Below are 24,032 nucleotides of genomic sequence, written 5' to 3' on the forward strand. Positions count from 1 at the left end.
ACCGTGATTTCTCACGGTCTGTCGTTTATTTTCTACAATTATCGTTTGATGTTATAGAAAGATTTGATACCATCGTAAACAGCGATTTCGCCTAGTTCGTCTTCGATGCGTAATAATTGGTTGTACTTAGCAATACGGTCAGTACGGCTCATAGAACCAGTTTTGATTTGGCCAGCGTTAGTTGCAACTGCGATGTCAGCGATGGTAGCATCTTCAGTTTCACCAGAACGGTGAGATACAACTGCTGTGTAACCAGCACGTTTAGCCATTTCGATAGCTTCGAAAGTCTCAGTTAAAGTACCGATTTGGTTAACTTTAATTAAGATTGAGTTAGAGATACCTTTTTCGATACCTTCAGCAAGTTTTTGAGTGTTAGTTACGAATAAATCATCACCAACTAATTGTACTTTATCACCGATACGCTCAGTTAATAATTTGTGACCATCCCAGTCGTTTTCGTCTAAACCATCTTCGATAGAGATGATTGGGAAGTCTTTGCAAAGCTCTTCATAGAAATCAACCATTTCTGCAGAAGTTAAGCCAGTACGGCCTTCGCCTGCAAGGTCATATTTACCAGTTTCTTTGTTGTAGAACTCAGAAGAAGCAACGTCCATTCCTAAGAATACGTTCTCGCCAGCTTTGTAACCAGCTTTTTCAATAGCTTCGATGATTACTTCTAAAGCTTCACGGTTAGAACCAAGGTTTGGAGCGAATCCACCTTCGTCACCTACTGCAGTGTTAAGACCTTTGTCATGTAATACAGCTTTAAGTGCATGGAATACTTCAGCACCCATACGGATTGATTCTTTGAATGTTGGAGCACCAACTGGTAAGATCATGAACTCTTGGAAGTCAACGTTGTTATCAGCGTGAGAACCACCGTTGATGATGTTCATCATTGGAGTTGGTAATTGTTTTGCATTGAATCCACCAAGGTAACGGTATAATGGAAGACCTACGAAGTCAGCTGCTGCGTGAGCTACTGCCATAGATACACCAAGGATAGCGTTAGCGCCTAGTTTACCTTTGTTTGGAGTGCCATCTAATTCGATCATAGCGCGGTCGATACCAGCTTGGTCAGTTACATCGAAACCAGCGATTTCTGGAGCGATAATTTCGTTAACGTTGTTTACTGCGTTAACAACACCTTTACCAAGGTAACGAGATTTGTCACCGTCACGTAATTCTACAGCTTCGTGCTCACCAGTAGATGCACCACTTGGTACGATAGCGCGTCCGAAAGCGCCGCTTTCTGTGTAAACTTCTACTTCTACAGTTGGGTTACCACGAGAGTCAAGGACTTCGCGAGCATAAACATCAATAATTGTTGACATAATAAATTCTCTCCTTTTTATATAAGCAAATTATTTAATAATTGTTTTACCTGTCATTTCTTTCGGTTGCTCAACACCAAGAAGTGTAAGCATTGTTGGAGCGATATCACCTAAGATACCATCTTCACGTAATTCTACGTCGTTCTTAGTAACGATGAAAGGAACCGGGTTAGTTGTATGAGCTGTCATTGGCTCTCCTTCAGAAGTTAATTCTTCATCCGCATTACCATGGTCAGCAGTAATAAGTGCTACACCATCTTTTGCAAGAATCGCTTCTACAACTTTTCCTAAACATTCGTCAGTTGCTTCTACTGCTTTAATTGTTGGTTCCATCATCCCAGAATGGCCAACCATATCACAGTTCGCAAAGTTAAGAATGATAACATCATGTTTATCATTTTCGATTTCATTTACTAAAGCGTCCGTTACTTCGTAAATGCTCATTTCAGGTTTCAAGTCATACGTTGCAACCTTCGGTGAGTTAATTAAGATACGCTCTTCTCCTGGGAATTCAGCCTCACGACCACCGCTAAAGAAGAATGTAACGTGCGGATACTTTTCAGTTTCCGCGATGCGAAGTTGCTTTAATCCCGCTTGCGCAACAACTTCACCTAAAGTGTTATCAAGGTTCATTGGCTTGAATGCCACGTAACCATCTACAGTTTCACTGAAGTGTGTCATACATACGAATTCTGGAATGTGAGGTACTTTTTCACCACGATCGAACTCACGGAAGTCTTCGTTTGTAAATACACGAGCAATTTGAATTGCACGGTCTGGACGGAAGTTATAGAAGATAACTGCATCATCATCATTGATTGTTGCAACTGGCGTGTTATCTTCGTTAACAATTACAGACGGCAATACGAATTCATCATAGATACCGTTCGCATAAGAGTCTTCTACACACTCTTCTGCTGATTTATAAGTAGGGCCTTCACCATTCACCATAGCACGGTAACATTTTTCTACGCGATCCCAACGCTTGTCACGGTCCATAGAGTAATAACGACCAGAGATAGTCGCGAATTGTCCTACTCCTGTTTCTTTAATTACTTCATTTGTTGCATCGATATAGCTTTGTGCTGTTTTTGGTCCAACATCGCGGCCATCTAAGAATGCATGAATGTATACTTTCTCAACGCCTTCTTTAGCTGCTAAGCGAAGAAGAGCAAACATGTGATTCATGTGACTGTGCACACCACCGTCAGAAAGTAAACCGAATAAATGAAGTGCAGTACCTTTTTCTTTTACGCTTTTAATTGCACTTTGGAACGTTTCGTTCTTATCGAACTCACCTTCACGAATTGCAACGTTAACGCGTGTTAAGCTTTGATATACAATGCGGCCAGCACCAATATTTAAGTGACCAACCTCAGAGTTACCCATTTGACCTTCTGGAAGACCTACTGCCTCGCCACAAGCTGTAAGCGTTGTGTGAGGGAATTTATTCCAGTAACCATCAAAATTAGGTTTCTTAGCTTGTGCTACAGCATTCCCGTAAGTTTCTTCACGAAGTCCGAAACCGTCAAGAATGATTAAAGCTGTTGGCTTTCTCATTTTACCGCCCCCAGAAGACCTAAGAACGAAGCAGGCTCTAAGCTAGCACCGCCAACTAAAGCGCCGTCGATGTCAGATTGTGCCATATACTCTTTAATGTTTTCTGGTTTTACGCTACCGCCGTATTGGATACGAACAGCTTCTGCAGCTTCTGGAGAAACAGCTTCTGCAACAACTTTACGGATGTGCGCACATACTTCGTTTGCATCTGCAGAAGAAGAAGATTTACCTGTACCGATAGCCCAGATTGGCTCATAAGCGATAACAGTTGCTTTAACTTGCTCTTCTGTTAAACCTGCAAGTGCTTTTGTCACTTGACCTGCTACTAGATCAAATGTTTTTCCGCTTTCGCGCTCTTCTAAAGTCTCACCACAACATACGATTGGTGTTAAACCATGTTCAAATGCTGCGATAGTCTTTTTGTTTACTGACTCATCTGTTTCAGCAAACATTTCACGACGCTCAGAGTGGCCAAGTACTACATAGCCAACTTTTAAGTCGCTAAGTGCTACTGGGCTAATTTCGCCAGTGAATGCACCATTTTTTTCGAAGTGCATGTTTTGTGCACCTACTTGTAAGTCAGTTCCTTCAGTTGCTGCTACAAGGCGCTCTAAGAATAGAGCTGGAGAGCAAACTACTGCATCAACAGCTGAAGCTGCTGGGATTTGACCTTTAACTTCCTCTACGAAGCTAACTGCTTCTGATAGAGTTTTATTCATTTTCCAGTTACCTGCGATAATTGGTTTACGCATGCTTTGCACCGTCCTTTTTCTTTGGCTGCTACTTATTTGTCGTTAAGACAAACTACACCTGGAAGCTCTTTACCTTCCATGAATTCTAATGACGCACCGCCGCCAGTAGAAATGTGGCTCATTTTATCAGCCATACCGAATTTTTCAACAGCTGCTGCAGAGTCACCACCGCCGATAACAGAGTATGTATCTTCTGCATCTGCTAATGCTTGTCCTACTGCTTTTGTACCTTCTGCGAATGGAGTCATTTCGAATACACCCATTGGTCCATTCCATACAACAAGCTTAGAATTTTTAATTACATCTGCATAAATTTCACGTGTTTTAGGACCGATGTCCACGCCTTCCCAGTTAGAAGGGATAGAGTCGATACCAACGATTTTAGTTGTTGCAGTTTCAGAGAATTCCTCAGTGATTACAACATCAACTGGCATGTAGAAGTTTACGCCTTTTTCTTTTGCAAGTTGCATAAATTCTTTAGCTAGTTCGATCTTGTCGTCTTCACATAGAGATAGACCAATTTCATGACCTAAAGCTTTAACGAATGTGTAAGCAAGTCCACCACCGATGATTAAGTTATCTACTTTGTCTAATAGATGACGAATTACACCGATTTTATCTTTTACTTTCGCACCACCGATGATAGCTGTAAATGGACGTTCTGGGTTAGAAAGTGCTTTACCAAGTACATCTAACTCTTTTTCCATTAATAGACCAGATACTGCTGGTAGGTAGTCTGCGATACCTGCTGTAGAAGCGTGAGCACGGTGAGCTGCACCGAATGCATCGTTTACGAAGATGTCAGCAAGTGCTGCAAATTCTTTCGCAAGTTCTGCATCGTTCTTTTCTTCGCCCGCATAGAAACGTACGTTTTCAAGAACTAATACGTCGCCTTCGTTCATTGCTGCAACCATTTCTTGTGCAACTGGTCCGAATGCTTCGTCCGCTTTTTTAACGTCTTTACCAAGAAGCTCGCCTAAACGTGCTGCTACTGGAGTTAAACGCATTTCTTCTACTACTTGACCTTTTGGACGGCCTAAGTGACTTGCTAAAATAACTTTCGCACCTTGCTCTACTAAATATTGAATTGTAGGAAGAGCTGCACGGATACGAGTTTCATCTGTAATTTTGCCTTCTTTCATAGGTACGTTGAAATCAACGCGGCAAAATACACGCTTACCTTTTAAATCTACGTCACGAATTGATTTTTTGTTCATTGGATTTCCCTCCGACTACTAGTTAGGATTGACAAAACCCACTCAAAAGCTTAACACATTTGCTTTTAAAACGAAAGAAGAGAGAGAGGGAACAAACCCTCTCCCTCGTTTTGTCATTGATAACTTATATAATTAAGAATTAAAGACCTTTTGAAGTCATGTAAGCTGCTAGGTCTACTACGCGGTTAGAGTAACCAGTTTCGTTATCGTACCAAGAAAGTACTTTAACCATGTTACCTTCCATTACCATTGTAGATAATGCATCGATTGTAGAAGAAGCTGTACATCCGTTATAGTCGATAGATACTAATGGCTCTTCGCTGTATCCAAGGATACCTTTTAATTCGCCTTCAGCTGCTGCTTTGAATGCTGCATTTACTTCTTCAACTGTTACTTCTTTGTCAAGTTCAACAACTAAGTCAACTAGAGAAACGTTAGCAGTTGGAACACGTACAGCGCCACCGTTTAATTTACCTTTAAGTTCTGGTAATACTAATGCTACAGCTTTAGCTGCACCAGTAGATGTTGGGATCATGTTTTCAGCTGCTGCACGAGCACGACGTAAATCTTTGTGTGGTAAGTCTAAGATTTGTTGGTCGTTAGTGTAAGAGTGAATTGTTGTCATCATTCCGCGTTTTACGCCGAATTTTTCGTTTAATACTTTAGCGAATGGAGCTAGACAGTTTGTAGTACAAGAAGCGTTAGATACTACGTTGTGGTTAGCTGCATCGTATTGTTCGTGGTTAACACCCATAACTACAGTGATATCTTCGTCAGAAGCTGGAGCTGAGATGATAACTTTCTTAACTGATCCACCTAAGTGTTTCTCAGCATCTGATTTTTTAGTGAAACGGCCAGTAGATTCTACTACTACTTCTACTCCGTAGTCGCTCCATGGTAATTGAGCTGGGTCACGCTCAGCGATAACTTTAATTTCTTTACCGTTAACAACGATGCTGTTTTCGTTAGCAGATACTTCTGCATTTAAAGTTCCGTGAACTGTGTCATATTTTAAAAGGTGAGCTAATGTTTTAGCATCTGTTAAGTCGTTGATTGCTACTACTTCTACCTCAGAGTTGTTAAGAGCTGCGCGGAATACGTTACGTCCGATACGTCCAAATCCATTAATACCAATTTTAGTCATTTGAATTTCCTCCTTGGGGGATTATATTAAAGGGTAAAACCCTTTGTTAACTGTTTTGCTGCACCTTCATCTGTAATTAGAATTGAAGTGTGCCCTTGTTTAATTACAGCCTGTATTGCTTTTGCCTTTGAAGAACCTCCAGCGACTGCAACAACGTGAGATACATTTTGTAAGTCCTCTAGTTGCATACCAACTGTTCTTACTTTATGAACAACATTTCCTTCTTCATTAAAGTAGTAACCGAAAGCTTCGCCAACTGCTTCGCTTGCCTGAATCTTTAACCAATCTGCTTCTGAAGTACTTCTGCGACGTGCCATTGTTAACGCATCACCTATTCCATGAATGACGATATTGGAAGATCGAATCAACTCAAGAACTTCTTTCACGGAAGGCTCTGTCACAATAGACGCATATGCTTCGCTGCTAACATGGTCTGGAACATACAATAAGCGATAATTACTCATCGTATTTTGCGCCATCTTGGCACAAATGGTATTGGCTTCTAACTCGACGCCTTCTCCAATTCCACCACGTGCTGGGACAAATAGCATATGTAAATCTTTGCAATCAAGTTGCATCATGTCCGCAGCAGCAGCTAGCGTAGTTCCTCCAGCCACAGCAACGATATTATTCGCTGTCAGACGGTCTTTTATACAAGTCACACAAGCACGGCCCATCTCCAGTTTGACCCAAGGTGATTCATCACTATCGCCAGGGACAACGAAAACTTCATCCAAGTCTAATGTTTCCTTAAGTTGCTTTTCTAAAACCTTTAACCCGGAAATTTCTTTCATAAAGTCTTCCAAAGCAAGAACTAAAGCTGTTCCTTCTTCTGTCAAAGTCATTCCAGAAGAAGCGACGTGAACTAAGTTTTGTTCTTTCAAAACTTGTACTTCACTTCGCAATACTCGTTCTGTCATACCGAGACTTGCTGATAAGTTTCTTCTTCCAATCGGCTGCATGAGCCTAATGTATTGAAGAATTTGCATTCTCGTTTGCATAACAGGTAGCAGATCAGGTAATAATTTTTTTGTGTTCTGAATCCATGAGCGCATATCTTTTCTCCTCACTACATCGGTTCATTTCCCCTCGTGGTCACTTTACGTCCCGTAGTGACATTTTGTGTCCCACATAGGTTAAAAAAATAATCCCTGCTACGTGTATTATTGTAACAGGAGATAGAAACTTATTCAACTCTTAACTGCATTCTTTATATAGTTTATTATGACACCTTTGTGAATGTTACCATATTCTACTTGTTTTCCGTCCATTTCTACAACCGGAATCATTAAATGATATTTTTCTAAAAGGTCATTATCTTCATATATATCTATTTCCTCGATTTGAAAAGAATATTCACATTGTACTTCCTGTAAAACTTGTTTCGCCTTCACGCAAAGGCCACAATCTTTTTTGGTATACAGTACAACTTTCATCTTCTTCACCTATCCAATCGTTTTTCTTAATGACGAAGCTGGGATATGCATTTGCTCTCTATACTTCGCCACTGTTCTTCGAGAAATAACAATTTCATGCTCTTCTTCTAATAATTTTGAAATCTTTTGATCTGAAAGTGGCTTTTTCTTATCCTCTGCCCCAATAAGCGTTTGAATAAATTGTTTTACACGTTTTGTAGAAACTGCTTCATCTTCAGTCGTCGAAACGGCATTGCTAAAGAACGATTTCATCTCAAATAAACCGTGTGGTGTTTGCACATATTTATTTCGCGTCGCACGACTAATTGTCGATTCATGCACACTTAACTCTTCTGCTACCTCTTTTAAAGCGAGCGGTCTTAAATACTCTGGACCTTTCCAGAAGAAATCACGTTGTTTTTCCATAATAATAGTCATTACTTGCAGCAATGTCTGTTTTCTCTGCTTCAAACTGCGCATAATCCACTGCACATGCTGATACTTTTCTGACACGTAAGATGCTACTTCACTTTCACTATTATTAAGAAGCGCACTATACTCAGAATGAATTTCAATTCTCGGCATATTTCTCTCATTCATTTGCAAAACGAGGCGATCATCTTCTTTTTTTACTGCCATATCAGGCACAATATAAAGTGGCTTATCTGAAGAAAATGCAAGACCTGGTTTTGGTTGTAATGACGTTATACAATTTACTGCACTCTGCAATTCTTCATTGCTACACTTCAACACTTGAACGAGCTTTCGCCAATCTTTCTTCACAAAATAAGCGAAATGATCTTCTACAACCTCTTCTGCTAATCCATTACGTCTTTGTAAGCGCTTCAATTGTAAGGTTAAACATTCCTGAATATTACGCGCCCCTACCCCTGCTGGCTCCAGTGATTGGACAAGCTCTACAGAGCGGTCAACTACATGAATATGTGCAGAAAGGAGCTCTGCTAACTCTTCATTCGTTTCTTGTAAATACCCGTTTCCATCCATGTTCATAATAATGAAAGAAGCCACTTTCCGCTCTTCTTCATCTATTTTATAATACTGTATTTGATTTAATAAATGTTGCTGAATCGTTGTAGAATCCACACTGTAGATTTCCATCTGATTCTCGACTTGTTTGCTGGTACTTTTACTGTTGTTAGAGCTCTTTTTCTTCTCCCTCTCAAAACCACCTAACTCAATAAGGGGATTCTCTAACGATTGCTCATACAAAAACTCCGATAATTCTTGTACATTATACTGGAGCATTGTAATCGCTTGCCTTAACTCTTGTGTCATTGCCAAACGTAAGCTTTGTTCTTGTAAAAGACTTGCCTTCAAACTAATCTCCCCCTTGTTTCTATTGTACAATAAGTTTGGTAAAAGGAGAATCCTCACGCAGACACCCATTCCAAAATATTATTAATTTATATGTATTAATGAGATTTACAACTTACAACCGAAATTTGAATAATATTGAAAGAAAATATTAAGGTCAAAAATTATTATCAAGTACTAATAGTAAATCTTATTACTAGATATAACAAGAGGGAAATAAAAAAAGTCCTAACCTACAAAACGTAAGTTAGGACTTTTTGACGCGCCCAGAGGGATTCGAACCCCCGGCAGACGTGGTACCGGAAACCACCGCTCTATCCGACTGAGCTATGGGCGCATGATTATAGAAAACACTTCATTTTCTTCTCATAATAATAGCAATAAAATCCATCTAAATCAATAAAAATATCCCCGTAATACCTTATGCATCTTAGCTAAAATCATATAAAATCTATTCCACCCCTAAATTTTCCAATCATAAATTCACCCCAACTCACAAATTATAACCTATGAATTGATATTCCAAAGGGGGCTTCATTCAATGACTGTAATTACAAAATTAAAGCAAACTGTTTCTGGATTAAAAAGTGCACAAGCTAGCTTAGAGGGATTCGCTCTTGATACGGATAACCAACAAGCTAAGCAACTTTTCCAAACAGCTGCGCAGCAAACACAAACGATTATCGATTCTTTAAACCCACGCGTTGAAGAAGTCCAACAAGAAGAACCACAATACTCACAGCAATAACGCATCCGTCTTGCTGTGAAATAGAAAAAGGATGATATGCAGTCATCCTTTTTCTATCACATTACATATTGCAATAGAAATGGAATGATAATTATGCGAAAACTCGGCCTCATAACCGCATTATTTGCACTTCTATTTAGCTCTTTTACCGGATGTAATAATAGTCCTTTAGATAAAAAAGTGAAAGAAGAAGCAAAACGAACGGAGAAAGAAAAAGGTCCAAAGTTAACAAAGACGAGTACGGAATCCTTTAATCAATCTATATCACAAGGAGCGAAGAAAAGAGCTCTCGCTATGGATGAAATTATAAAAAGCACAGCAGTGAATTCAAATTTAGATCTCTACATAGCAGTTACACCTGAGCATCACGAAAGGTTTGGATTAAAACCGCTGCGCAGCAAACTTCAAAAGCAATTAAGTGATGAATACCCCACTTTCGATGTTCGTGTAAGTACAGATAAAAAAATCTTTATGTTACTCGAAAAACTTGAAAACAAAATTAAGAAAAAAGAAGTATCTAAAGATGAAATTAATAAGCAATTAAAATTCATCGGCAAAAAAATGGAGTCTAACACTTAACGCTTTTTAAAAGAAAAGGAAGGATTGCAATGTCTAGTAAAGATAAAAACTTAACCCCTGTACAACAGGAGTATAAAAAATTCGAACAAGAACGCGAACCGAAACGACCTGTCTTAAAAAATTGTATAAAAGCCTTTTTCGTCGGTGGTTTTATTTGCTTCATAGGACAACTAATCTCTACTTTTTATATTACTTATTTCGATTTCACTGAACGTTCGGCAGGAAATCCAACCGTCGCAACTCTTATTTTTATTTCTATGTTACTAACTGGATTTGGTATATACGATCGTTTTGGGCAGTTTGCCGGTGCTGGTACAGCTGTACCTGTTACTGGATTTGGTAACTCTGTTATTGCCGCATGTATCGAACACCGAACGGAAGGATTTGTACTCGGCGTTGGTGGTAACATGTTCAAATTAGCTGGTTCTGTTATTTTATTTGGTGTATTTTCTGCTTTCGTCATCGCACTTATTAAAACGATTCTCGTTCAATGGGGAGGGCTATAAATGTTACAAGGGCACCGAACGTGGGTATTTGAAAACAAACCAGTTATTATTTCGACAGGAGTCGTTGGGGGGCCATTTGAAGCAAAAGGGAAAATCCCAGAAGACTTCGATATTCTTCATGAAGATTTATGGCTCGGACAAGATTCCTATGAAAAAGCACATAAAATTTTATTCGAAGAAGCTTGTAGTCGCGCAACTGAAAAAGCAAAACTTCGTAAAGATGATATTCAATTCGTACTTGCAGGAGATTTAATTAATCAAATTACCCCTACAAGCTTTGCTTGCCGTACACTGGGCACTCCTTATCTCGGGCTATTCGGGGCTTGTTCTACTTCTATGGAAGGTTTAGCACTTGGAGCAAGTATCGTAAATGCAAAAGGCGCAAAATATTTATTAACTGGTGCATCCAGTCATAATACAGCTGTAGAAAAACAGTTCCGCTACCCTACCGAATACGGCGGACAAAAGCCACCTACTGCACAATGGACAGTAACTGGAGCCGGAGCCGCTATTTTAAGTGATACTGGGCACGGTCCAAGAGTAACCTCTGCAACAATCGGACGAGTGGTTGATATGGGATTAACGGATCCGTTTAATATGGGAGGCGCAATGGCTCCAGCTGCCGTCGATACAATTGAAGCTCATTTACGTGAACGTCAAATTGATGCCTCTTACTACGATTTAATTGTAACAGGCGATCTCGGACATGTAGGCCGTGAAATTGCTTATGACTTACTACATAAACACGGAACAAAAGTAACGAGCGAACAGTTTCAAGATTGCGGGCTACTCATTTATAGAGAAGGACAGCCTGTCATAGCTGGTGCTAGTGGACCAGGATGTTCCGCAACAGTCGTTTATGGTCATTTATTAAACCGAATGAAAAGAGGAGAGTTCAAAAAAATACTTGTCGTTGCGACAGGCGCTTTACTATCTCCACTTACATTCCAACAAGAAGAAACGATTCCGTGTATCGCTCACGCCGTTTCGATTGAATTTGGAGGTGCAACGCAATGATTTTTTTCTGGGCTTTCGTCATTGGCGGACTCATATGTGTAATCGGACAACTTATGTTTGATGTTGTAAAACTTACACCAGCTCATACAATGGCAACACTCGTTGTTGCCGGAGCTATATTAGATGGATTCAATTTGTATGAACCATTAATTGATTTCGCTGGAGCTGGTGCAACTGTGCCTATTACAAGCTTTGGTAATGCTCTCGTTCATGGCGCAATGGAAGAAGCTGCAAAACATGGCATCGTTGGTGTTATCACAGGCATGTTTAAAGTAACGAGCGCCGGCGTATCCGCAGCTATTATTTTCGGCTTCATTGGAGCATTGTTATTCAAACCGAAAGGATAAGGAGTGTTTGTATGACTGTTATCGCTAACGTTAAAACTTGCCTTGCTAGTGTAAGAGGAGCTCAAGCAAGCTTAAGTTCCCTTTCGCTAAATTCTACAGACGATGAAGCTAAACGCATATTTCATGAATGTATGTTAGAAATGGACAGTATCATCGCTGATTTACAAAATAGAGTTTCAGTATTGGAACGTGAAGAACCTCAATATAAAGGGTTTTAAGTAGACTGGAGGAAATGACTATGTCTCACCTGCCGGAATGGACACTTGTCATTATTCGCTCTGTATTCATATTAATCATTTTATTCACTATCACAAAGTGCTTAGGAAAAAGGCAAATTTCTCAGCTTTCCTTTTTCGAATACATAGCAGGAATGACAATCGGTGATATCGCCGCTCAAATATCTACAGGGCTTGACCAAAAGTTTTTCCATGGCGTCTTCGCTATACTTATTTTCGCCTCAGTACCTTTTTTCGTTGGCATTCTTTCCTTAAAAAACAAAACTGCTAGAGACTTTTTTGAAGGAAAATCTACAGTGTTAATAAAAGATGGCAAAGTACTTGAGGATAATTTAAAGAAAGAAAAATATACTAGTGATGAGTTACTCGAACTTCTTAGAGGAAATGGTGCATTTAGTATAGCTGAAGTCGAATTTGCTGTCTTAGAACCGAGCGGAGAATTAAATGTATTATTAAAGAAAGATTCTCAGCCACTTACTGCAAAAGACATCGGTTTAAAAGTACCAAACGAGAAAGAACCACAAACTGTTATTATGGATGGAAATGTACTAGATGAACCTCTTTCAGCAAGCGGACATAACCGCGCTTGGCTACATTCAGAATTAGAAAAACTCGGTGTTGTTATTGAAAATGTCTTTCTCGGTCAAGTGGATTCATACGGACAACTTACTATCGACATTTACAATGACAAACTCCAAATGCCTTCTCCTCAAAACAAACCTTTATTATTAGCATCTTTAAAAAAATGTCATGCTGATCTTGAACTATTTTCCTTAGAAACAAAGTCGAAATCAGCAAGCGAAATGTATAGTAAAAACGCGAAACAAATCGAAAAGATTTTAAATAAAGTAACCTATCTTTTAAAAGACTAATTATCGAAAGAACGCTTCAGTTAAAAGGCGTTCTTTTCTTTTTTTCTCCAGTTTTCATAACGTTTAAATTTATGTAATTCGGTTATGATGTTGAAGATACATAAGCAGGGAATTTCGAAAACATAGCGAATATTTCATGGTACAACTACATATTTTTTTGATTTAAAGTGGTTTCGTTTGACCTTTATTGACCATAATTGTATTATAAGACTAAGAAAGCTTTAGAAGGAGGAAATAACAGATGAATTTAATTCCTACAGTAATTGAACAAACAAATCGTGGAGAACGCGCTTACGATATTTACTCTCGACTATTAAAAGACCGCATCATTATGCTTGGTAGTGCAATTGATGACAACGTAGCTAACTCAATCGTTTCCCAGCTTTTATTCTTGGAATCTCAAGATCCAGAAAAAGATATTCACATCTACATCAACAGCCCTGGTGGTTCTATCACAGCGGGTATGGCAATCTATGATACAATGCAGTTTATTAAACCACAAGTATCAACAATCTGTATCGGTATGGCAGCATCTATGGGTGCCTTCTTACTTGCAGCAGGTGAAAAAGGAAAACGTTATGCACTTCCAAACAGTGAAGTAATGATTCACCAACCACTTGGTGGAGCACAAGGTCAAGCGACTGAAATCGAAATCGCTGCAAAACGTATCCTATTCTTACGTGAAAAACTAAATCAAATTCTTGCTGACCGCACTGGTCAACCACTTGAAGTACTACAACGCGACACAGACCGCGACAACTTCATGACAGCAGAAAAAGCTTTAGAATACGGTTTAATCGATAAGATCTTTACAAATCGTTAATACTTAAAAGCGGAAGCGGCTCGTTCAGAATCGCAGGGTGTTGGAGCTTTTACATCCGAGGCGCTTTTTGCCTCGAATGTAAAAGCGAAACAACCGGAGATTCTAGCCGCTGGAGCTAGATAGATTTAAAGCGAAAGCGGCTCGTTTAGAATCGCAGGGCGATGGAGCCCCTGATTCCGAGGCGCTTTTTGCCTCGAATGAAGGGGCGAAGCGACCGGAGATTCTAGCCGCTGGAGCTGGATATAACTAAAAGTGGAAGCGCCCTATAATTGGGCGCTTCTTTTATATATTGTTCCCCGCTCACATACCCCATCCAGTATCCCTCTAAATATATCAACGATTTTTCAATTATATCGAACAAAACTTAAATTATATCAACGATTTTTTTAATATATCAACGGTTCGACACAACATATCGATTTACCGACAATCTACGACAAGGACAAACCACCTACATACCCCCTATCCCGAAAACTCCCTTTAAGTAAACCGCAAAAACAAAAAGCTATCGCATATACGCGATAGCTTCTTATTGTACATATGCAGCTAATGCTTCTAAAGCCTCTTCTGCATCTGAACCTTCTGTTGTAATTGTTATCATGCTTCCAGTTCCAATTGCTAAGCTCATAATCCCCATTATGCTCTTTGCATTTACTGTCTTTCCATCTTTCTCGATGAAGATATCTGCATGAAAGCGATTTGCCTCTTGTACAAACAACGCAGCCGGACGTGCTTGTAAACCGTTTTTTAATGAAACCCGAACTCTTTTTTGAACCACAGCTCCATTTCCCCTTTAACCTCTTATTTTTTTGCTACCGTTTCCCCCGCGCGTAATTTCTCTGCAATTTCATCGATTTTACGCAAACGATGATTAATACCCGACTTACTAATCTTCCCCCCGGATACCATCTCACCTAACTCTTTCAATGTTACATCTTGATAATCTCTTCGTAATTGCGCAATCTCTTGTAGTTTATCCGGCAATATATCAAGACCAACTGTCTCATCAATGTAACGAATATTTTCAATCTGCCTTAGTGCTGCACCAATTGTTTTATTTAAATTAGCTGTTTCGCAGTTCACTAAACGATTTACAGAATTACGCATATCACGTACGATTCGAATATCTTCAAATCTTAAAAGCGCATTATGAGCACCTATAATATTTAAAAACTCTGTAATTTTTTCTGCTTCTTTCAAATACGTAATGTACCCTTTTCTTCTTTCCAACGTCTTACTATTTAAATCAAATCCGTTCATCAGTTCACATATAGCATCATTATGTTCCTTATATAACGAAAAGATTTCTAAATGATAAGATGATGTTTCTGGGTTATTTACTGAACCACCTGCTAAAAATGCACCTCGTAAATACGATCGTTTACAACATTTCTTCTCAATCAATTCTTGTGATATATTTCGAATAAATGAAAAGTCATCTCGAACGATATGAAGATCAGCTAATATTTCACGAGACTTCTCAACAAGCCGCACAATATATACATTATTTTTCTTCAATCGCATTTTTTTACGAACAAGTAATTCTACCGTCACGTCATATCCTTTTTTCAAAAGCGTATAAATCCTTCTTGCAATTGCCGCATTTTCCGTTTGAATATCGATAGATAGACGACGGTTTGAAAAAGAAAGCGACCCGTTCATTCGAAGCAACGCTGATAATTCTGCTTTCTCACAGCATTCCTTCATCTCAAGATTCGTCAACTCTTTCTTTGTTTCTGATGCAAATGACACAGTCAACACCTCCTTATACGATTATTGCGGAACAAAAATCTTGTCCTATATGAATGAGGAGCGCTACCTCAAACGAGGCAACGCATATTTATAACAATGAATATAAAATCGAAGCTAACTTTAACGTATCATGCCTTACAACATGATCATCATACTTCGCTAATCCCTCTTGAATAACATCAATATTATTTTCAACAAAACGTTCTTCATCCACTACAACTGGTGTAGACATTTCTTCATCATATAACTTACGTAATTCACAAGGAATCTCACGGTTATTTACAATTGCAGTATTAATAAATGGTTGCCCTAAATGATCGTGTAACGCCTGCACATGATCAAAAGCAGTATATCCCATCGTTTCACCCGCTTGTGTCATAACGTTACATACATATACCTTCTTCGCCTTTGCAGCAAGAACAGCGTCTCCAATTTTGTTAACAACTAAATTGGGTAATATACTCGTATACAAACTTCCTGGGCCGAAAACAAGTAAATCAGCTCGTTTAATCTCAGCCAACGTTTCATGCAATGGCTCTACATCTTCTGGAGTCAAAAAGACGCGATTAATCTTCTTTCCGTAATAAGGAATCTTTGATTCACCTGTTACAATTTCTCCATCTTCAAGTTCCGCATGAAGTACCGCACTTTGATTCGCTGCTGGTAATACACGTCCTCTGACATTTAATACTTTACTTGTTTCCGTAATCGCATGGAAAAAGTCTCCTGTAATCGAGGTCATACCTGCCAACAATAGATTTCCTAACGCATGACCTTTCAGTCCGTCTCCTGTTGTGAAACGGTGCTGAAATAAAGCTTCCACCAGTGGCTCTACATCCGATAACGCAACAAGTACGTTACGGATGTCACCTGGAGGTGGAATTTCTAGCTCATCACGTAATCTACCTGAACTGCCACCATCATCAGCAATTGTAACAACTGCTGTAATATCAACAGGATATTGCTTTAATCCTCTTAATAAAACAGAGAGTCCAGTTCCGCCTCCCATGATGACAATTTTAGGCTTTCTCTCTTTTTTCATCCCTTAATGGCCCTTTCTCTTCTCCACATCACGATGAGATACATGAACACTATACTCTGGTTTCAAATGTTTCCCAAGGTATTCTGTAAGCGTAACAGAACGATGCTGTCCACCTGTACATCCAATTGCAATTACAAGTTGACTTTTGCCTTCTCTTTTATAATGAGGCAGCATGAAAGTAATCAGATCCGTCAACTTCTCTAAAAACTTATGTGTCTCATTAAATTTCAGTACATAGGAAGAAACTTCTTCATCTAGTCCTGTTAATGGCTTCATATGTGGAATGTAATATGGATTTGGTAAAAAACGAACATCAAATACTAAATCTGCATCAATTGGAATACCGTACTTAAATCCAAATGACATAACATTTACACGGAATGCTTGCTCAGTTTCTGTTGAGAACAAGTGAACGATTTTTTCACGTAATTCTTTCGGTTTTAAATCCGATGTATCAAGCACAATATTCGCTCGTGCCTTCATATCTGTTAATAAATTGCGCTCAGCTTCGATTCCCTTTAACGGCAAACCAGTTGGTGCAAGTGGATGCGAACGTCTCGTTTCTTTATAACGAGTTACAAGCGTACTATCTTTCGCATCTAAAAATAAAATATGAGGAATAATCCATGTACGTTCTGATAAATCATCAAGTGCTCCCCATAAATGTTCGAAAAACTCGCGGCCACGTAAATCAATACCAAGTGCCACTTTATTCATTTTCCCTTTTGAATCCGCCATAAGCTCAATAAACTTTGGCAATAACATCGGTGGCAAATTATCTACACAAAAATATCCTAAATCTTCAAAACTTTGTAAAGCTACTGTTTTTCCAGCTCCAGACATTCCTGTAATAATTACCATTTTTATATCATTATTCTCTGTCATCGTATCCTCTCCTTGACGGTTTAACTCGGATCTAATCGATATGAAAGCAACTCAAAATCTGGGGTATATACAAATGTACCGTAGATTATGCCATTTCCTTTAATTAAATAATCAATAATGTGATAATCTCCTGGCGCCATTGCTAAATCATCAATTTTATCAAATGTATGCCAACCAATGATGCCTTCTTCGCTCTCTAGTTTGTTTTCTCCTGCAAAATCTGTCGCTAAAAAGGAGAACATCATCCATTCAGAAACAACTTTATCACCTTCTTGGATGACAAAGGTGAAGACCCCCTTTAACGCTGGGTTTTTCAAATAAATACCTGTTTCTTCACGATACTCGCGAACAACGGAATCTCTTACAGTCTCCCCACGCTCCATTTTCCCGCCTGGTGCAACCCACCAATTCCGGCGAGGTTTTTGGAGTAAGAGTACTTCATTATCTCTAATTAACACACAGTTTGTCACTCTTTGCATGTTTCTTCACCTCAGCTACTTGCAGTAAAATTCCTCACTGCATACTTATTTCATTATACTATCAAAAACAGTTTGCTACAACGAAGGAGCCAGTCCTCTTTCGCTAAGCATATGCTACTCAGCAATTTTAAAAAAGCTTTCTATAACAAGCAATGTAAATGCTTAGATTTTTAATGAATAGCATGAAAAATCCCCTTAACGATTTTTATCGTCAAGGGGATTAAAATCCTTATTTCTTACCGAAATAAGTAACAATCGCAAAGCCTAAAATAAAGGTAATAATTGAACTTATAATTGAAAATCCGCCAGTCGGAATCCCAGGGAATACAATTACAATCGAACCGATTACAAGTCCAATAATTGCCGCAAATGTCATACTTTTATAACGATCTAATAAAAAACTAATGCCTTTACTACTTACAACAAATCCAACCATAACACCAGCACCGATAACCACGATTAAAGGTAAGTTAAGTGTAGTTAAAGCGTTAATTGCTGTCGGATACACACCAATAATTAATAAAATAAACGATCCACTAATTCCAGGAAGCAGCATGGCCATACTAGCCATCCATCCTGCGAAAAATAAACCAATTGCATTTAAAATTGTTAAAGTCGTAATTGGATCTGCTGCCTTATCTGGTTTAAAGAAAGCTGTAATCGCAACAAGAATTGCTGCAACTATTAATAAAACGATGTGCTTACCTTTAAACGACGACTTTGCATCAGCTTCCCTCATTAGCATCGGTAATATACTAATAATTAAACCGAGGAAGAAAAATTGAGTCGGTTCATAATGATTTGCAAGTAAATATTTAATAACGTGACTTAACGTTAAAAATGCCGCTGCCACGCCAGCTGCAAGGGGAATTAAAAATCCTAAATGTTTTTTCCATTCACGACTAAAGAATCCACTAATTGCCGCAAGCAATTGTTCATAAATCCCTAACACAACAGCGATTGTACCGCCGCTCACACCAGGAATTAAATCACTAACGCCCATACAAAATCCACGATATATATTACGCCATTCCATACTGAATAAATTCCTCATTTCTTATAGTGATTTTTTCCGTAAAGTCCAGTATATCAATAAGAAAGCTTATAATCCTTATATTTTTTGACAAAACTTTGACATTTTCAAACAAAAAAAGAAGAAAGCTCCTGTCGGTAGCTTTCTTCTCACAAGGTATATTATCCCTTATTTTTCTGATACAGTTTTTAATTCCTCTAATAATTCTTCTACGTAATGTTGTGCACTTTGCGCTGCAATACTACCGTCACCTGTTGCAGTTACAATTTGACGAAGCATTTTCTCACGAACATCACCAGCTGCGAAAATACCAGGGATTTTCGTTTCCATACGCTCGTTCGTTTCAAGGTAACCATTTTCATTTGTAATACCTAGTTCAACAAATGGTTTTGATAAAGGTAACATACCGATGTATACGAATACGCCATCAGTTTTGACTTCTTTCTCTTCTCCACTATTTACGTCCACAAGTGTTACACTTCCTACTTTACCACTTGCTTCGTTGATTTCTTTTATCGTGTGGTTCCAAATGAAATCTACTTTTTCGTTTTGGAAAGCACGGTCTTGTAAAATTTTCTGTGCACGAAGCGTGTCACGACGGTGAACGATCGTTACTTTTGATGCGAAGCGTGTTAAGAACACACCCTCTTCAACAGCAGAATCTCCGCCGCCAATTACGATAAGTTCTTTTCCTTTAAAGAATGCCCCGTCACATACTGCACAATATGATACACCGCGGCCGCCAAGTTCTGTTTCACCCGGTACACCAATTTTTTTATACTCTGCACCGCTTGCAACGATAATTGCACGTGCTTTATATTCTTTTTTACCAGCAATAATTGTTTTGTATTCCTTACCATCGATGACTTCTTTTACATCACCGTATGCATATTCGGCACCAAATTTCTTTGCATGCTCGAACATTTTATTTGATAAGTCTGGTCCTAAAATAGACTCATAACCTGGGTAGTTTTCTACATCTTCCGTGTTTGCCATTTGGCCACCTGGAATACCACGCTCAAGCATTAATGTGCTTAAATTTGCACGAGATGTATATACTGCAGCTGTCATACCAGCTGGTCCTGCACCAATAATAACGACATCATAAATTTTTTCTTCTGACACACTATTCACTCCTATCCATTCCTACACAATTAAGTTACCCTCATTATACTGTTAGCATCATTTTTTTCCCAATGATTTGCTTATCTTATGTGTGCGTACGCTTAACAGCTTGCACATACTTTCGGACAGTCGCTACAGATACATTATATACATCTCCAAGCTCCGACTGTGTCATTTTATTTCCTTGTTCGCCGCGTACAATGTATTCAATCGCAGCTGACCAGCCGTACACATTTGTAAATATGTCTCCAGATGTATATAAACGTATGAACGTACAAAACCAAAAGTGTAAACACTCTTCAATTAATTCATCATCTTTTTTCGTATAATTGTATAATGCATCCGCGATTCGTACGCACTGCTCAAATTGTTGTAAATCAGCTGGAATACTCTTATGACTATTAAGTAAAAAGAAGTACTTTGCAAGTTGCGACACGATGGGAACACCGTTCTTCGCTTGCGTTATATCAAAAAAGAATCCAACCTTCTCCGGCGTTGACAATTCATTCATTAAATATAAAGCTAGCATTTGTTCTTCTAGCGTCGCACTTTGCTGAAATGATTTTCGTAATTCTTCAAATAACACGTTTTGTCCTTCATCTGCTAAATTCAGCGCATTCCACGGTTCTTTTCCCTTTTTATCAGGATGCAATTCCACGACATGTTGCCACATTTTTTCAGCTAGTTGTTGATCTTTCACCATATACGCAGAATATGCAAACCAATAATAAAAACTAACGTCTCCCTCGTATCCTTGACGCTTTAATAGTTTGAACCATTTATATGCATGCTCGAAATAACCAATTGTTGCAAGTGTAGTTCCCAGTTTCAAACGATGTTCAAATGAAATTGGATATACTGAAACTAGCTGTCCCGCTAACGCTTCTACTTGTTTATGCTCTCCAATTGAATATAGAAAAATAAGCGTATTACAAAGCGCATGTATATTACCAGGATTTTTCTCTAAAATCATTTCTGTTAACTTCAGTGCTTTGTCTACATTACCAGATTGAAAATGTGCAATGGCTAAATTATTATGCCCTGACCAAAACTCCGGATAATCCTTAGTAACAATTTCTAATGTAGCAATTGCTTCTTCCAATTGTCCATTACGAATATAACGATTCGCTTCTTCCTGCATAACAATTAAATCATCTTCATCTTCAATCTCTTCCGCACCCATTGCTTCTTCTTCCATAATCTCAAGAAGTTCTAATGTATCTTCTACGAATTCCTTCTCTTTTGCAACTTCTAAATAACGATCTGCATATTTCTTCGCCTGTTGAAATAACCCCATATATGCATAATTATTTGCAATAAAATAATAGCACTGTTCAAGTTCTGGATTAGATCTAACTAACTTTAAGAAGATTTGATTCGATTCTTGATATTCACCAGCCTCAGATAATACTGTTGCTAATTGACATAGAATAAACGGCTCCTTCTCACTTTGTGCCGCTCTTCGAAAATATTTAATTGCATCTTGCAATTTTTGTCCTTTGTAAGCTCTCATCCCTTTTTTATAAAAGAAGTCCGCTAATTGATTAAAAGAGATAACTTGTCCGTTCTCCTTATATATCCTTTGATTTTTCCCCATATATCCTCCAGTTTTTTGTTTTCTTCGTTCACACATTCTTCTATCTATAAGTATAAACGATTCCGTAAAAAACAAAACAGTATATTATACTCAATTATTTCCTTTTTATTCATAAAAAAAGAGGAGAAATGTTACATTTTCACCATGAACCTTCTCTTGCGGTCATTTGCTCTTTCGTATAAATAATACGCATTGGATTTCCACCTACGAAAGCACCGCTCGGTACATCTCTATGAACAAGTGTGCCAGCTGAGACAGTCGCACCGTCTCCAATTTTCACACCTGGTAATATTGTTACATTCGCTCCAATCATTACTTCATTTCCAATGACGATTTCGCCAAGTCGATATTCACGAATTAAATATTCATGTGCTAAAAGCGTTGTGTTATAGCCAATAATCGAATTCTCTCCCACAGTTATCTTTTCTGGGAACATAATGTCCGGCATAACCATAAGTGCAAATGATGTTTTCTTTCCTACTTTCATCCGTAAAAAAGTACGGTACAACCAATTCTTCACAGATAAAAATGGCGTGTAACGCGCAATTTGGATAATAATAAAGTTTTTCATTACCTTCCAAAAAGACACTGTTTTATACACATTCCATAACGAATTTTCTCCTGAAACAGGATAGCGCGTTGTCCGTCGCACTTAGCTCGCTCCTCTACTAACTTACTTGGACCTTTATGAACGGTTCATATTAGACAAAATCGGTAGCAAATCACTCATTTTATCTAGCATAAAGTCCGGCTTGTAAGCCTCTAAATACGCTCTACCTTTCAACGTCCATGAAACCGCAGCTGTTTTCGTCCCCGCATTTTGACCACCGACAATATCATGATGATTATCCCCAACCATCAATGCCTCTTCTGGTTTTGCATCTAATAATTCAAGCGCTTTTTGAAGTGGCTCCGGATGTGGTTTCACATGCTCTACATCATCAATTGTCACGACAACATCAAAAAATTCATCAAGCTTTGACAACTGTAATCCCATCTCAACGGTTTGTCTCGCTTTCGTTGTAACAATACCAACTTTATAACCTTGCTTCTTCAACTCTTGAACTGTTTCATATACAGTTTCATATTCTTCTACTAATTCATCATGATGATCATGGTTAAATTGACGATAGCTTGTAATTAACTCTTCAACCTTACTTTCATCAATCTTACTGAAAGTATCATGCAAAGACGGACCGATAAATGGCAATACATCTTCACGCTTATATTGATTTGGATAATATGTATGTAAAGTATGTAAAAAAGAAGAAATAATAAGTTCATTTGTATTAATTAACGTTCCATCTAAATCAAATAACACTGTATTTATTTTCATTGCCTGAGTCCTTTCTCTTTCCTGAATATGAAAGAAGCAGCATCTTATAATAAGATGCTACTTTTCTCTAATTTTCTAAATATCTTTTATCAGCTTGCCCCATTTTTCGTCTCACAATAATGAAAATAATAGAAATAACAACAAGTCCAATTGACATTACTTGTGCAATACGAAGTGGTCCTAGCATTAAACTATCTGTACGTAAGCCTTCTACGAAGAAGCGTCCTACTGAATACCAAATTAAATATGTGAAGAATAATTCCCCGCGACGTAAATTCACTTTTCTTAATGCAAGTAGTAAAATTACACCTACAAAATTCCATAATGATTCATATAAAAACGTCGGATGATAGTACACACCCTCAATATACATTTGATTAATAATGAAATCTGGTAAATGAAGACCTTCTAAAAACTGTCTCGTTACTTCATCACCATGCGCCTCTTGGTTCATAAAGTTTCCCCATCGGCCAATTGCTTGTCCTAGTAAAATACTTGGAGCAGCAATATCAGCCAACTTCCAGAAGGAAACTCCACGTCGCTTCGCAAAAAGAATTCCGGTAATAACAGCCCCGATTAAACCACCATGAATCGCCAAACCACCTTGACGAATATTAATAATTTGACTCGGATTTTGTGCGTAGTATTCCCATTCAAAAATAACATAGTACATTCTCGCAAAAAGAATAGCGATCGGTACCGCAATTAATACAAGGTCAACAAATGTATCTTTTGGAATACCTAGCCTTTCTCCCTCGCGAGTTGCCAGCCAAAGACCTAATAGCACACCTGTACCAATAATAATCCCGTACCAATACACAGGAAACGGCCCAAGTTGGATAGCTACACGGTCAAGCTGTGGTACAGAAGCTAACAGCATATGTATATGACCTCCCTC

27 protein-coding genes and 1 tRNA gene are annotated in these 24,032 nt (G+C 38.5%); 8 read left to right on the forward strand and 20 right to left on the reverse strand.

The features are described from left to right. Positions 1–38: 38 nt before the first annotated feature. The 9 genes from eno to AC0OM3_RS18565 form a co-directional block, all read right to left on the reverse strand. A complete protein-coding gene (gene eno / locus AC0OM3_RS18525) occupies positions 39–1,334 on the reverse strand; it encodes a phosphopyruvate hydratase (protein ID WP_000103951.1) in 1,296 nt (431 codons plus the stop codon). 30 nt (positions 1,335–1,364) lie between these two features. Next, positions 1,365–2,894: a 2,3-bisphosphoglycerate-independent phosphoglycerate mutase gene (gene gpmI, locus AC0OM3_RS18530; RefSeq protein WP_001231152.1), complete on the reverse strand. Its 1,530-nt coding sequence runs from the start codon at positions 2,892–2,894 to the stop codon at positions 1,365–1,367. Then, positions 2,891–3,646 (reverse strand): triose-phosphate isomerase, encoded by a 756-nt coding sequence (gene tpiA, locus AC0OM3_RS18535; RefSeq protein ID WP_001231038.1) that lies wholly within the window; start codon positions 3,644–3,646, stop codon positions 2,891–2,893. Before tpiA ends, gpmI begins: the two co-directional genes overlap by 4 nt. A gap of 32 nt (positions 3,647–3,678) precedes the next feature. Beyond that, positions 3,679–4,863, reverse strand: a complete 1,185-nt coding sequence (locus AC0OM3_RS18540; protein WP_001036350.1) for a phosphoglycerate kinase — start codon at positions 4,861–4,863, stop codon at positions 3,679–3,681. A 139-nt stretch (positions 4,864–5,002) separates the two neighbouring features. Continuing rightward, entirely contained in the window at positions 5,003–6,007 is a 1,005-nt protein-coding gene (gene gap / locus AC0OM3_RS18545; protein ID WP_000161236.1) for a type I glyceraldehyde-3-phosphate dehydrogenase, read from the reverse strand. Between the two features lie 26 nt (positions 6,008–6,033). Then, entirely contained in the window at positions 6,034–7,062 is a 1,029-nt protein-coding gene (gene cggR / locus AC0OM3_RS18550) for a gapA transcriptional regulator CggR (RefSeq protein WP_001258185.1), read from the reverse strand. A gap of 135 nt (positions 7,063–7,197) precedes the next feature. Further along, the gene (locus AC0OM3_RS18555; RefSeq protein WP_000869730.1) at positions 7,198–7,443 is read right to left on the reverse strand and encodes a glutaredoxin family protein; all 246 of its coding nucleotides are present in this window, start codon (positions 7,441–7,443) and stop codon (positions 7,198–7,200) included. A 9-nt stretch (positions 7,444–7,452) separates the two neighbouring features. Then, positions 7,453–8,760 (reverse strand): RNA polymerase factor sigma-54, encoded by a 1,308-nt coding sequence (gene rpoN / locus AC0OM3_RS18560; protein WP_089148678.1) that lies wholly within the window; start codon positions 8,758–8,760, stop codon positions 7,453–7,455. A 258-nt stretch (positions 8,761–9,018) separates the two neighbouring features. After that, a tRNA-Arg gene (locus AC0OM3_RS18565) sits at positions 9,019–9,094 on the reverse strand. Between the two features lie 204 nt (positions 9,095–9,298). Between AC0OM3_RS18565 and AC0OM3_RS18570 the strand changes: the two genes are divergently transcribed. The 8 genes from AC0OM3_RS18570 (at position 9,299) to clpP (ending at position 13,885) form a co-directional block, all read left to right on the forward strand. Beyond that, the gene (locus AC0OM3_RS18570; RefSeq protein ID WP_000216166.1) at positions 9,299–9,505 is read left to right on the forward strand and encodes a DUF1657 domain-containing protein; all 207 of its coding nucleotides are present in this window, start codon (positions 9,299–9,301) and stop codon (positions 9,503–9,505) included. A 93-nt stretch (positions 9,506–9,598) separates the two neighbouring features. Beyond that, complete coding sequence (locus AC0OM3_RS18575; protein WP_001228550.1) at positions 9,599–10,084, forward strand: YhcN/YlaJ family sporulation lipoprotein; 486 nt, start codon at positions 9,599–9,601, stop codon at positions 10,082–10,084. 29 nt (positions 10,085–10,113) lie between these two features. Next, entirely contained in the window at positions 10,114–10,590 is a 477-nt protein-coding gene (spoVAC, locus tag AC0OM3_RS18580) for a stage V sporulation protein AC (RefSeq protein ID WP_000095399.1), read from the forward strand. Then, complete coding sequence (spoVAD, locus tag AC0OM3_RS18585) at positions 10,591–11,607, forward strand: stage V sporulation protein AD (RefSeq protein WP_000938958.1); 1,017 nt, start codon at positions 10,591–10,593, stop codon at positions 11,605–11,607. Beyond that, the gene (gene spoVAE / locus AC0OM3_RS18590; RefSeq protein ID WP_000575924.1) at positions 11,604–11,954 is read left to right on the forward strand and encodes a stage V sporulation protein AE; all 351 of its coding nucleotides are present in this window, start codon (positions 11,604–11,606) and stop codon (positions 11,952–11,954) included. The genes spoVAD and spoVAE overlap by 4 nt, the downstream gene beginning before the upstream one ends. An 11-nt stretch (positions 11,955–11,965) precedes the next feature. Continuing rightward, positions 11,966–12,172, forward strand: a complete 207-nt coding sequence (locus AC0OM3_RS18595; RefSeq protein WP_474212636.1) for a DUF1657 domain-containing protein — start codon at positions 11,966–11,968, stop codon at positions 12,170–12,172. A gap of 20 nt (positions 12,173–12,192) precedes the next feature. Beyond that, positions 12,193–13,062 (forward strand): DUF421 domain-containing protein, encoded by an 870-nt coding sequence (locus tag AC0OM3_RS18600; protein WP_000018892.1) that lies wholly within the window; start codon positions 12,193–12,195, stop codon positions 13,060–13,062. Positions 13,063–13,303: 241 nt separating this feature from the next. Then, entirely contained in the window at positions 13,304–13,885 is a 582-nt protein-coding gene (gene clpP / locus AC0OM3_RS18605) for an ATP-dependent Clp endopeptidase proteolytic subunit ClpP (protein WP_001049162.1), read from the forward strand. Between the two features lie 529 nt (positions 13,886–14,414). Here the strand turns inward: clpP and AC0OM3_RS18610 are convergent. From AC0OM3_RS18610 to lgt, 11 genes are all read right to left on the reverse strand, one after another. Then, positions 14,415–14,663, reverse strand: a complete 249-nt coding sequence (locus AC0OM3_RS18610; protein WP_000250310.1) for an HPr family phosphocarrier protein — start codon at positions 14,661–14,663, stop codon at positions 14,415–14,417. Between the two features lie 23 nt (positions 14,664–14,686). Beyond that, entirely contained in the window at positions 14,687–15,637 is a 951-nt protein-coding gene (gene whiA, locus AC0OM3_RS18615; protein WP_000006560.1) for a DNA-binding protein WhiA, read from the reverse strand. Positions 15,638–15,725: 88 nt separating this feature from the next. Next, entirely contained in the window at positions 15,726–16,679 is a 954-nt protein-coding gene (locus tag AC0OM3_RS18620) for a gluconeogenesis factor YvcK family protein (protein WP_000712186.1), read from the reverse strand. A gap of 3 nt (positions 16,680–16,682) precedes the next feature. After that, positions 16,683–17,564 carry an RNase adapter RapZ gene (rapZ, locus tag AC0OM3_RS18625; protein ID WP_000138459.1) on the reverse strand — a complete coding sequence of 294 codons (882 nt, stop codon included), beginning with the start codon at positions 17,562–17,564 and terminating at the stop codon, positions 16,683–16,685. 20 nt (positions 17,565–17,584) lie between these two features. Beyond that, entirely contained in the window at positions 17,585–18,043 is a 459-nt protein-coding gene (locus tag AC0OM3_RS18630) for an NUDIX hydrolase (protein WP_001190080.1), read from the reverse strand. Positions 18,044–18,272: 229 nt separating this feature from the next. Beyond that, on the reverse strand, positions 18,273–19,079 hold the full coding sequence (locus tag AC0OM3_RS18635; protein WP_000455196.1) for a DUF368 domain-containing protein: 807 nt from the start codon (positions 19,077–19,079) through the stop codon (positions 18,273–18,275). A 165-nt stretch (positions 19,080–19,244) separates the two neighbouring features. Further along, on the reverse strand, positions 19,245–20,201 hold the full coding sequence (gene trxB, locus AC0OM3_RS18640) for a thioredoxin-disulfide reductase (protein WP_001288078.1): 957 nt from the start codon (positions 20,199–20,201) through the stop codon (positions 19,245–19,247). A gap of 85 nt (positions 20,202–20,286) precedes the next feature. Further along, on the reverse strand, positions 20,287–21,798 hold the full coding sequence (locus AC0OM3_RS18645) for a tetratricopeptide repeat protein (RefSeq protein WP_000517724.1): 1,512 nt from the start codon (positions 21,796–21,798) through the stop codon (positions 20,287–20,289). Between the two features lie 139 nt (positions 21,799–21,937). Beyond that, positions 21,938–22,450 (reverse strand): acyltransferase, encoded by a 513-nt coding sequence (locus AC0OM3_RS18650; protein WP_001255070.1) that lies wholly within the window; start codon positions 22,448–22,450, stop codon positions 21,938–21,940. 33 nt (positions 22,451–22,483) lie between these two features. Next, positions 22,484–23,134 carry a pyrophosphatase PpaX gene (gene ppaX, locus AC0OM3_RS18655; protein ID WP_000700960.1) on the reverse strand — a complete coding sequence of 217 codons (651 nt, stop codon included), beginning with the start codon at positions 23,132–23,134 and terminating at the stop codon, positions 22,484–22,486. A 67-nt stretch (positions 23,135–23,201) separates the two neighbouring features. After that, the gene (gene lgt / locus AC0OM3_RS18660) at positions 23,202–24,014 is read right to left on the reverse strand and encodes a prolipoprotein diacylglyceryl transferase (RefSeq protein WP_046946629.1); all 813 of its coding nucleotides are present in this window, start codon (positions 24,012–24,014) and stop codon (positions 23,202–23,204) included. Positions 24,015–24,032 lie beyond the last annotated feature (18 nt).

The sequence above is a fragment of the Bacillus sp. FAU20 genome, assembly GCF_056033865.1.

What these genes read in the sequence shown, in the direction of transcription:
- eno (WP_000103951.1), bottom strand. Translation starts at nt 1,334, where the DNA reads ATGTCAACAATTATTGATGTTTATGCTCGCGAAGTCCTTGACTCTCGT.
- gpmI (WP_001231152.1), bottom strand. Translation starts at nt 2,894, where the DNA reads ATGAGAAAGCCAACAGCTTTAATCATTCTTGACGGTTTCGGACTTCGT.
- tpiA (WP_001231038.1), bottom strand. Translation starts at nt 3,646, where the DNA reads ATGCGTAAACCAATTATCGCAGGTAACTGGAAAATGAATAAAACTCTA.
- AC0OM3_RS18540 (WP_001036350.1), bottom strand. Translation starts at nt 4,863, where the DNA reads ATGAACAAAAAATCAATTCGTGACGTAGATTTAAAAGGTAAGCGTGTA.
- gap (WP_000161236.1), bottom strand. Translation starts at nt 6,007, where the DNA reads ATGACTAAAATTGGTATTAATGGATTTGGACGTATCGGACGTAACGTA.
- cggR (WP_001258185.1), bottom strand. Translation starts at nt 7,062, where the DNA reads ATGCGCTCATGGATTCAGAACACAAAAAAATTATTACCTGATCTGCTA.
- AC0OM3_RS18555 (WP_000869730.1), bottom strand. Translation starts at nt 7,443, where the DNA reads ATGAAAGTTGTACTGTATACCAAAAAAGATTGTGGCCTTTGCGTGAAG.
- AC0OM3_RS18570 (WP_000216166.1), top strand. Translation starts at nt 9,299, where the DNA reads ATGACTGTAATTACAAAATTAAAGCAAACTGTTTCTGGATTAAAAAGT.
- AC0OM3_RS18575 (WP_001228550.1), top strand. Translation starts at nt 9,599, where the DNA reads ATGCGAAAACTCGGCCTCATAACCGCATTATTTGCACTTCTATTTAGC.
- spoVAC (WP_000095399.1), top strand. Translation starts at nt 10,114, where the DNA reads ATGTCTAGTAAAGATAAAAACTTAACCCCTGTACAACAGGAGTATAAA.
- spoVAD (WP_000938958.1), top strand. Translation starts at nt 10,591, where the DNA reads ATGTTACAAGGGCACCGAACGTGGGTATTTGAAAACAAACCAGTTATT.
- spoVAE (WP_000575924.1), top strand. Translation starts at nt 11,604, where the DNA reads ATGATTTTTTTCTGGGCTTTCGTCATTGGCGGACTCATATGTGTAATC.
- AC0OM3_RS18595 (WP_474212636.1), top strand. Translation starts at nt 11,966, where the DNA reads ATGACTGTTATCGCTAACGTTAAAACTTGCCTTGCTAGTGTAAGAGGA.
- AC0OM3_RS18600 (WP_000018892.1), top strand. Translation starts at nt 12,193, where the DNA reads ATGTCTCACCTGCCGGAATGGACACTTGTCATTATTCGCTCTGTATTC.
- clpP (WP_001049162.1), top strand. Translation starts at nt 13,304, where the DNA reads ATGAATTTAATTCCTACAGTAATTGAACAAACAAATCGTGGAGAACGC.
- AC0OM3_RS18620 (WP_000712186.1), bottom strand. Translation starts at nt 16,679, where the DNA reads ATGAAAAAAGAGAGAAAGCCTAAAATTGTCATCATGGGAGGCGGAACT.
- rapZ (WP_000138459.1), bottom strand. Translation starts at nt 17,564, where the DNA reads ATGACAGAGAATAATGATATAAAAATGGTAATTATTACAGGAATGTCT.
- AC0OM3_RS18630 (WP_001190080.1), bottom strand. Translation starts at nt 18,043, where the DNA reads ATGCAAAGAGTGACAAACTGTGTGTTAATTAGAGATAATGAAGTACTC.
- AC0OM3_RS18635 (WP_000455196.1), bottom strand. Translation starts at nt 19,079, where the DNA reads ATGGAATGGCGTAATATATATCGTGGATTTTGTATGGGCGTTAGTGAT.
- AC0OM3_RS18645 (WP_000517724.1), bottom strand. Translation starts at nt 21,798, where the DNA reads ATGGGGAAAAATCAAAGGATATATAAGGAGAACGGACAAGTTATCTCT.
- ppaX (WP_000700960.1), bottom strand. Translation starts at nt 23,134, where the DNA reads ATGAAAATAAATACAGTGTTATTTGATTTAGATGGAACGTTAATTAAT.
- lgt (WP_046946629.1), bottom strand. Translation starts at nt 24,014, where the DNA reads ATGCTGTTAGCTTCTGTACCACAGCTTGACCGTGTAGCTATCCAACTT.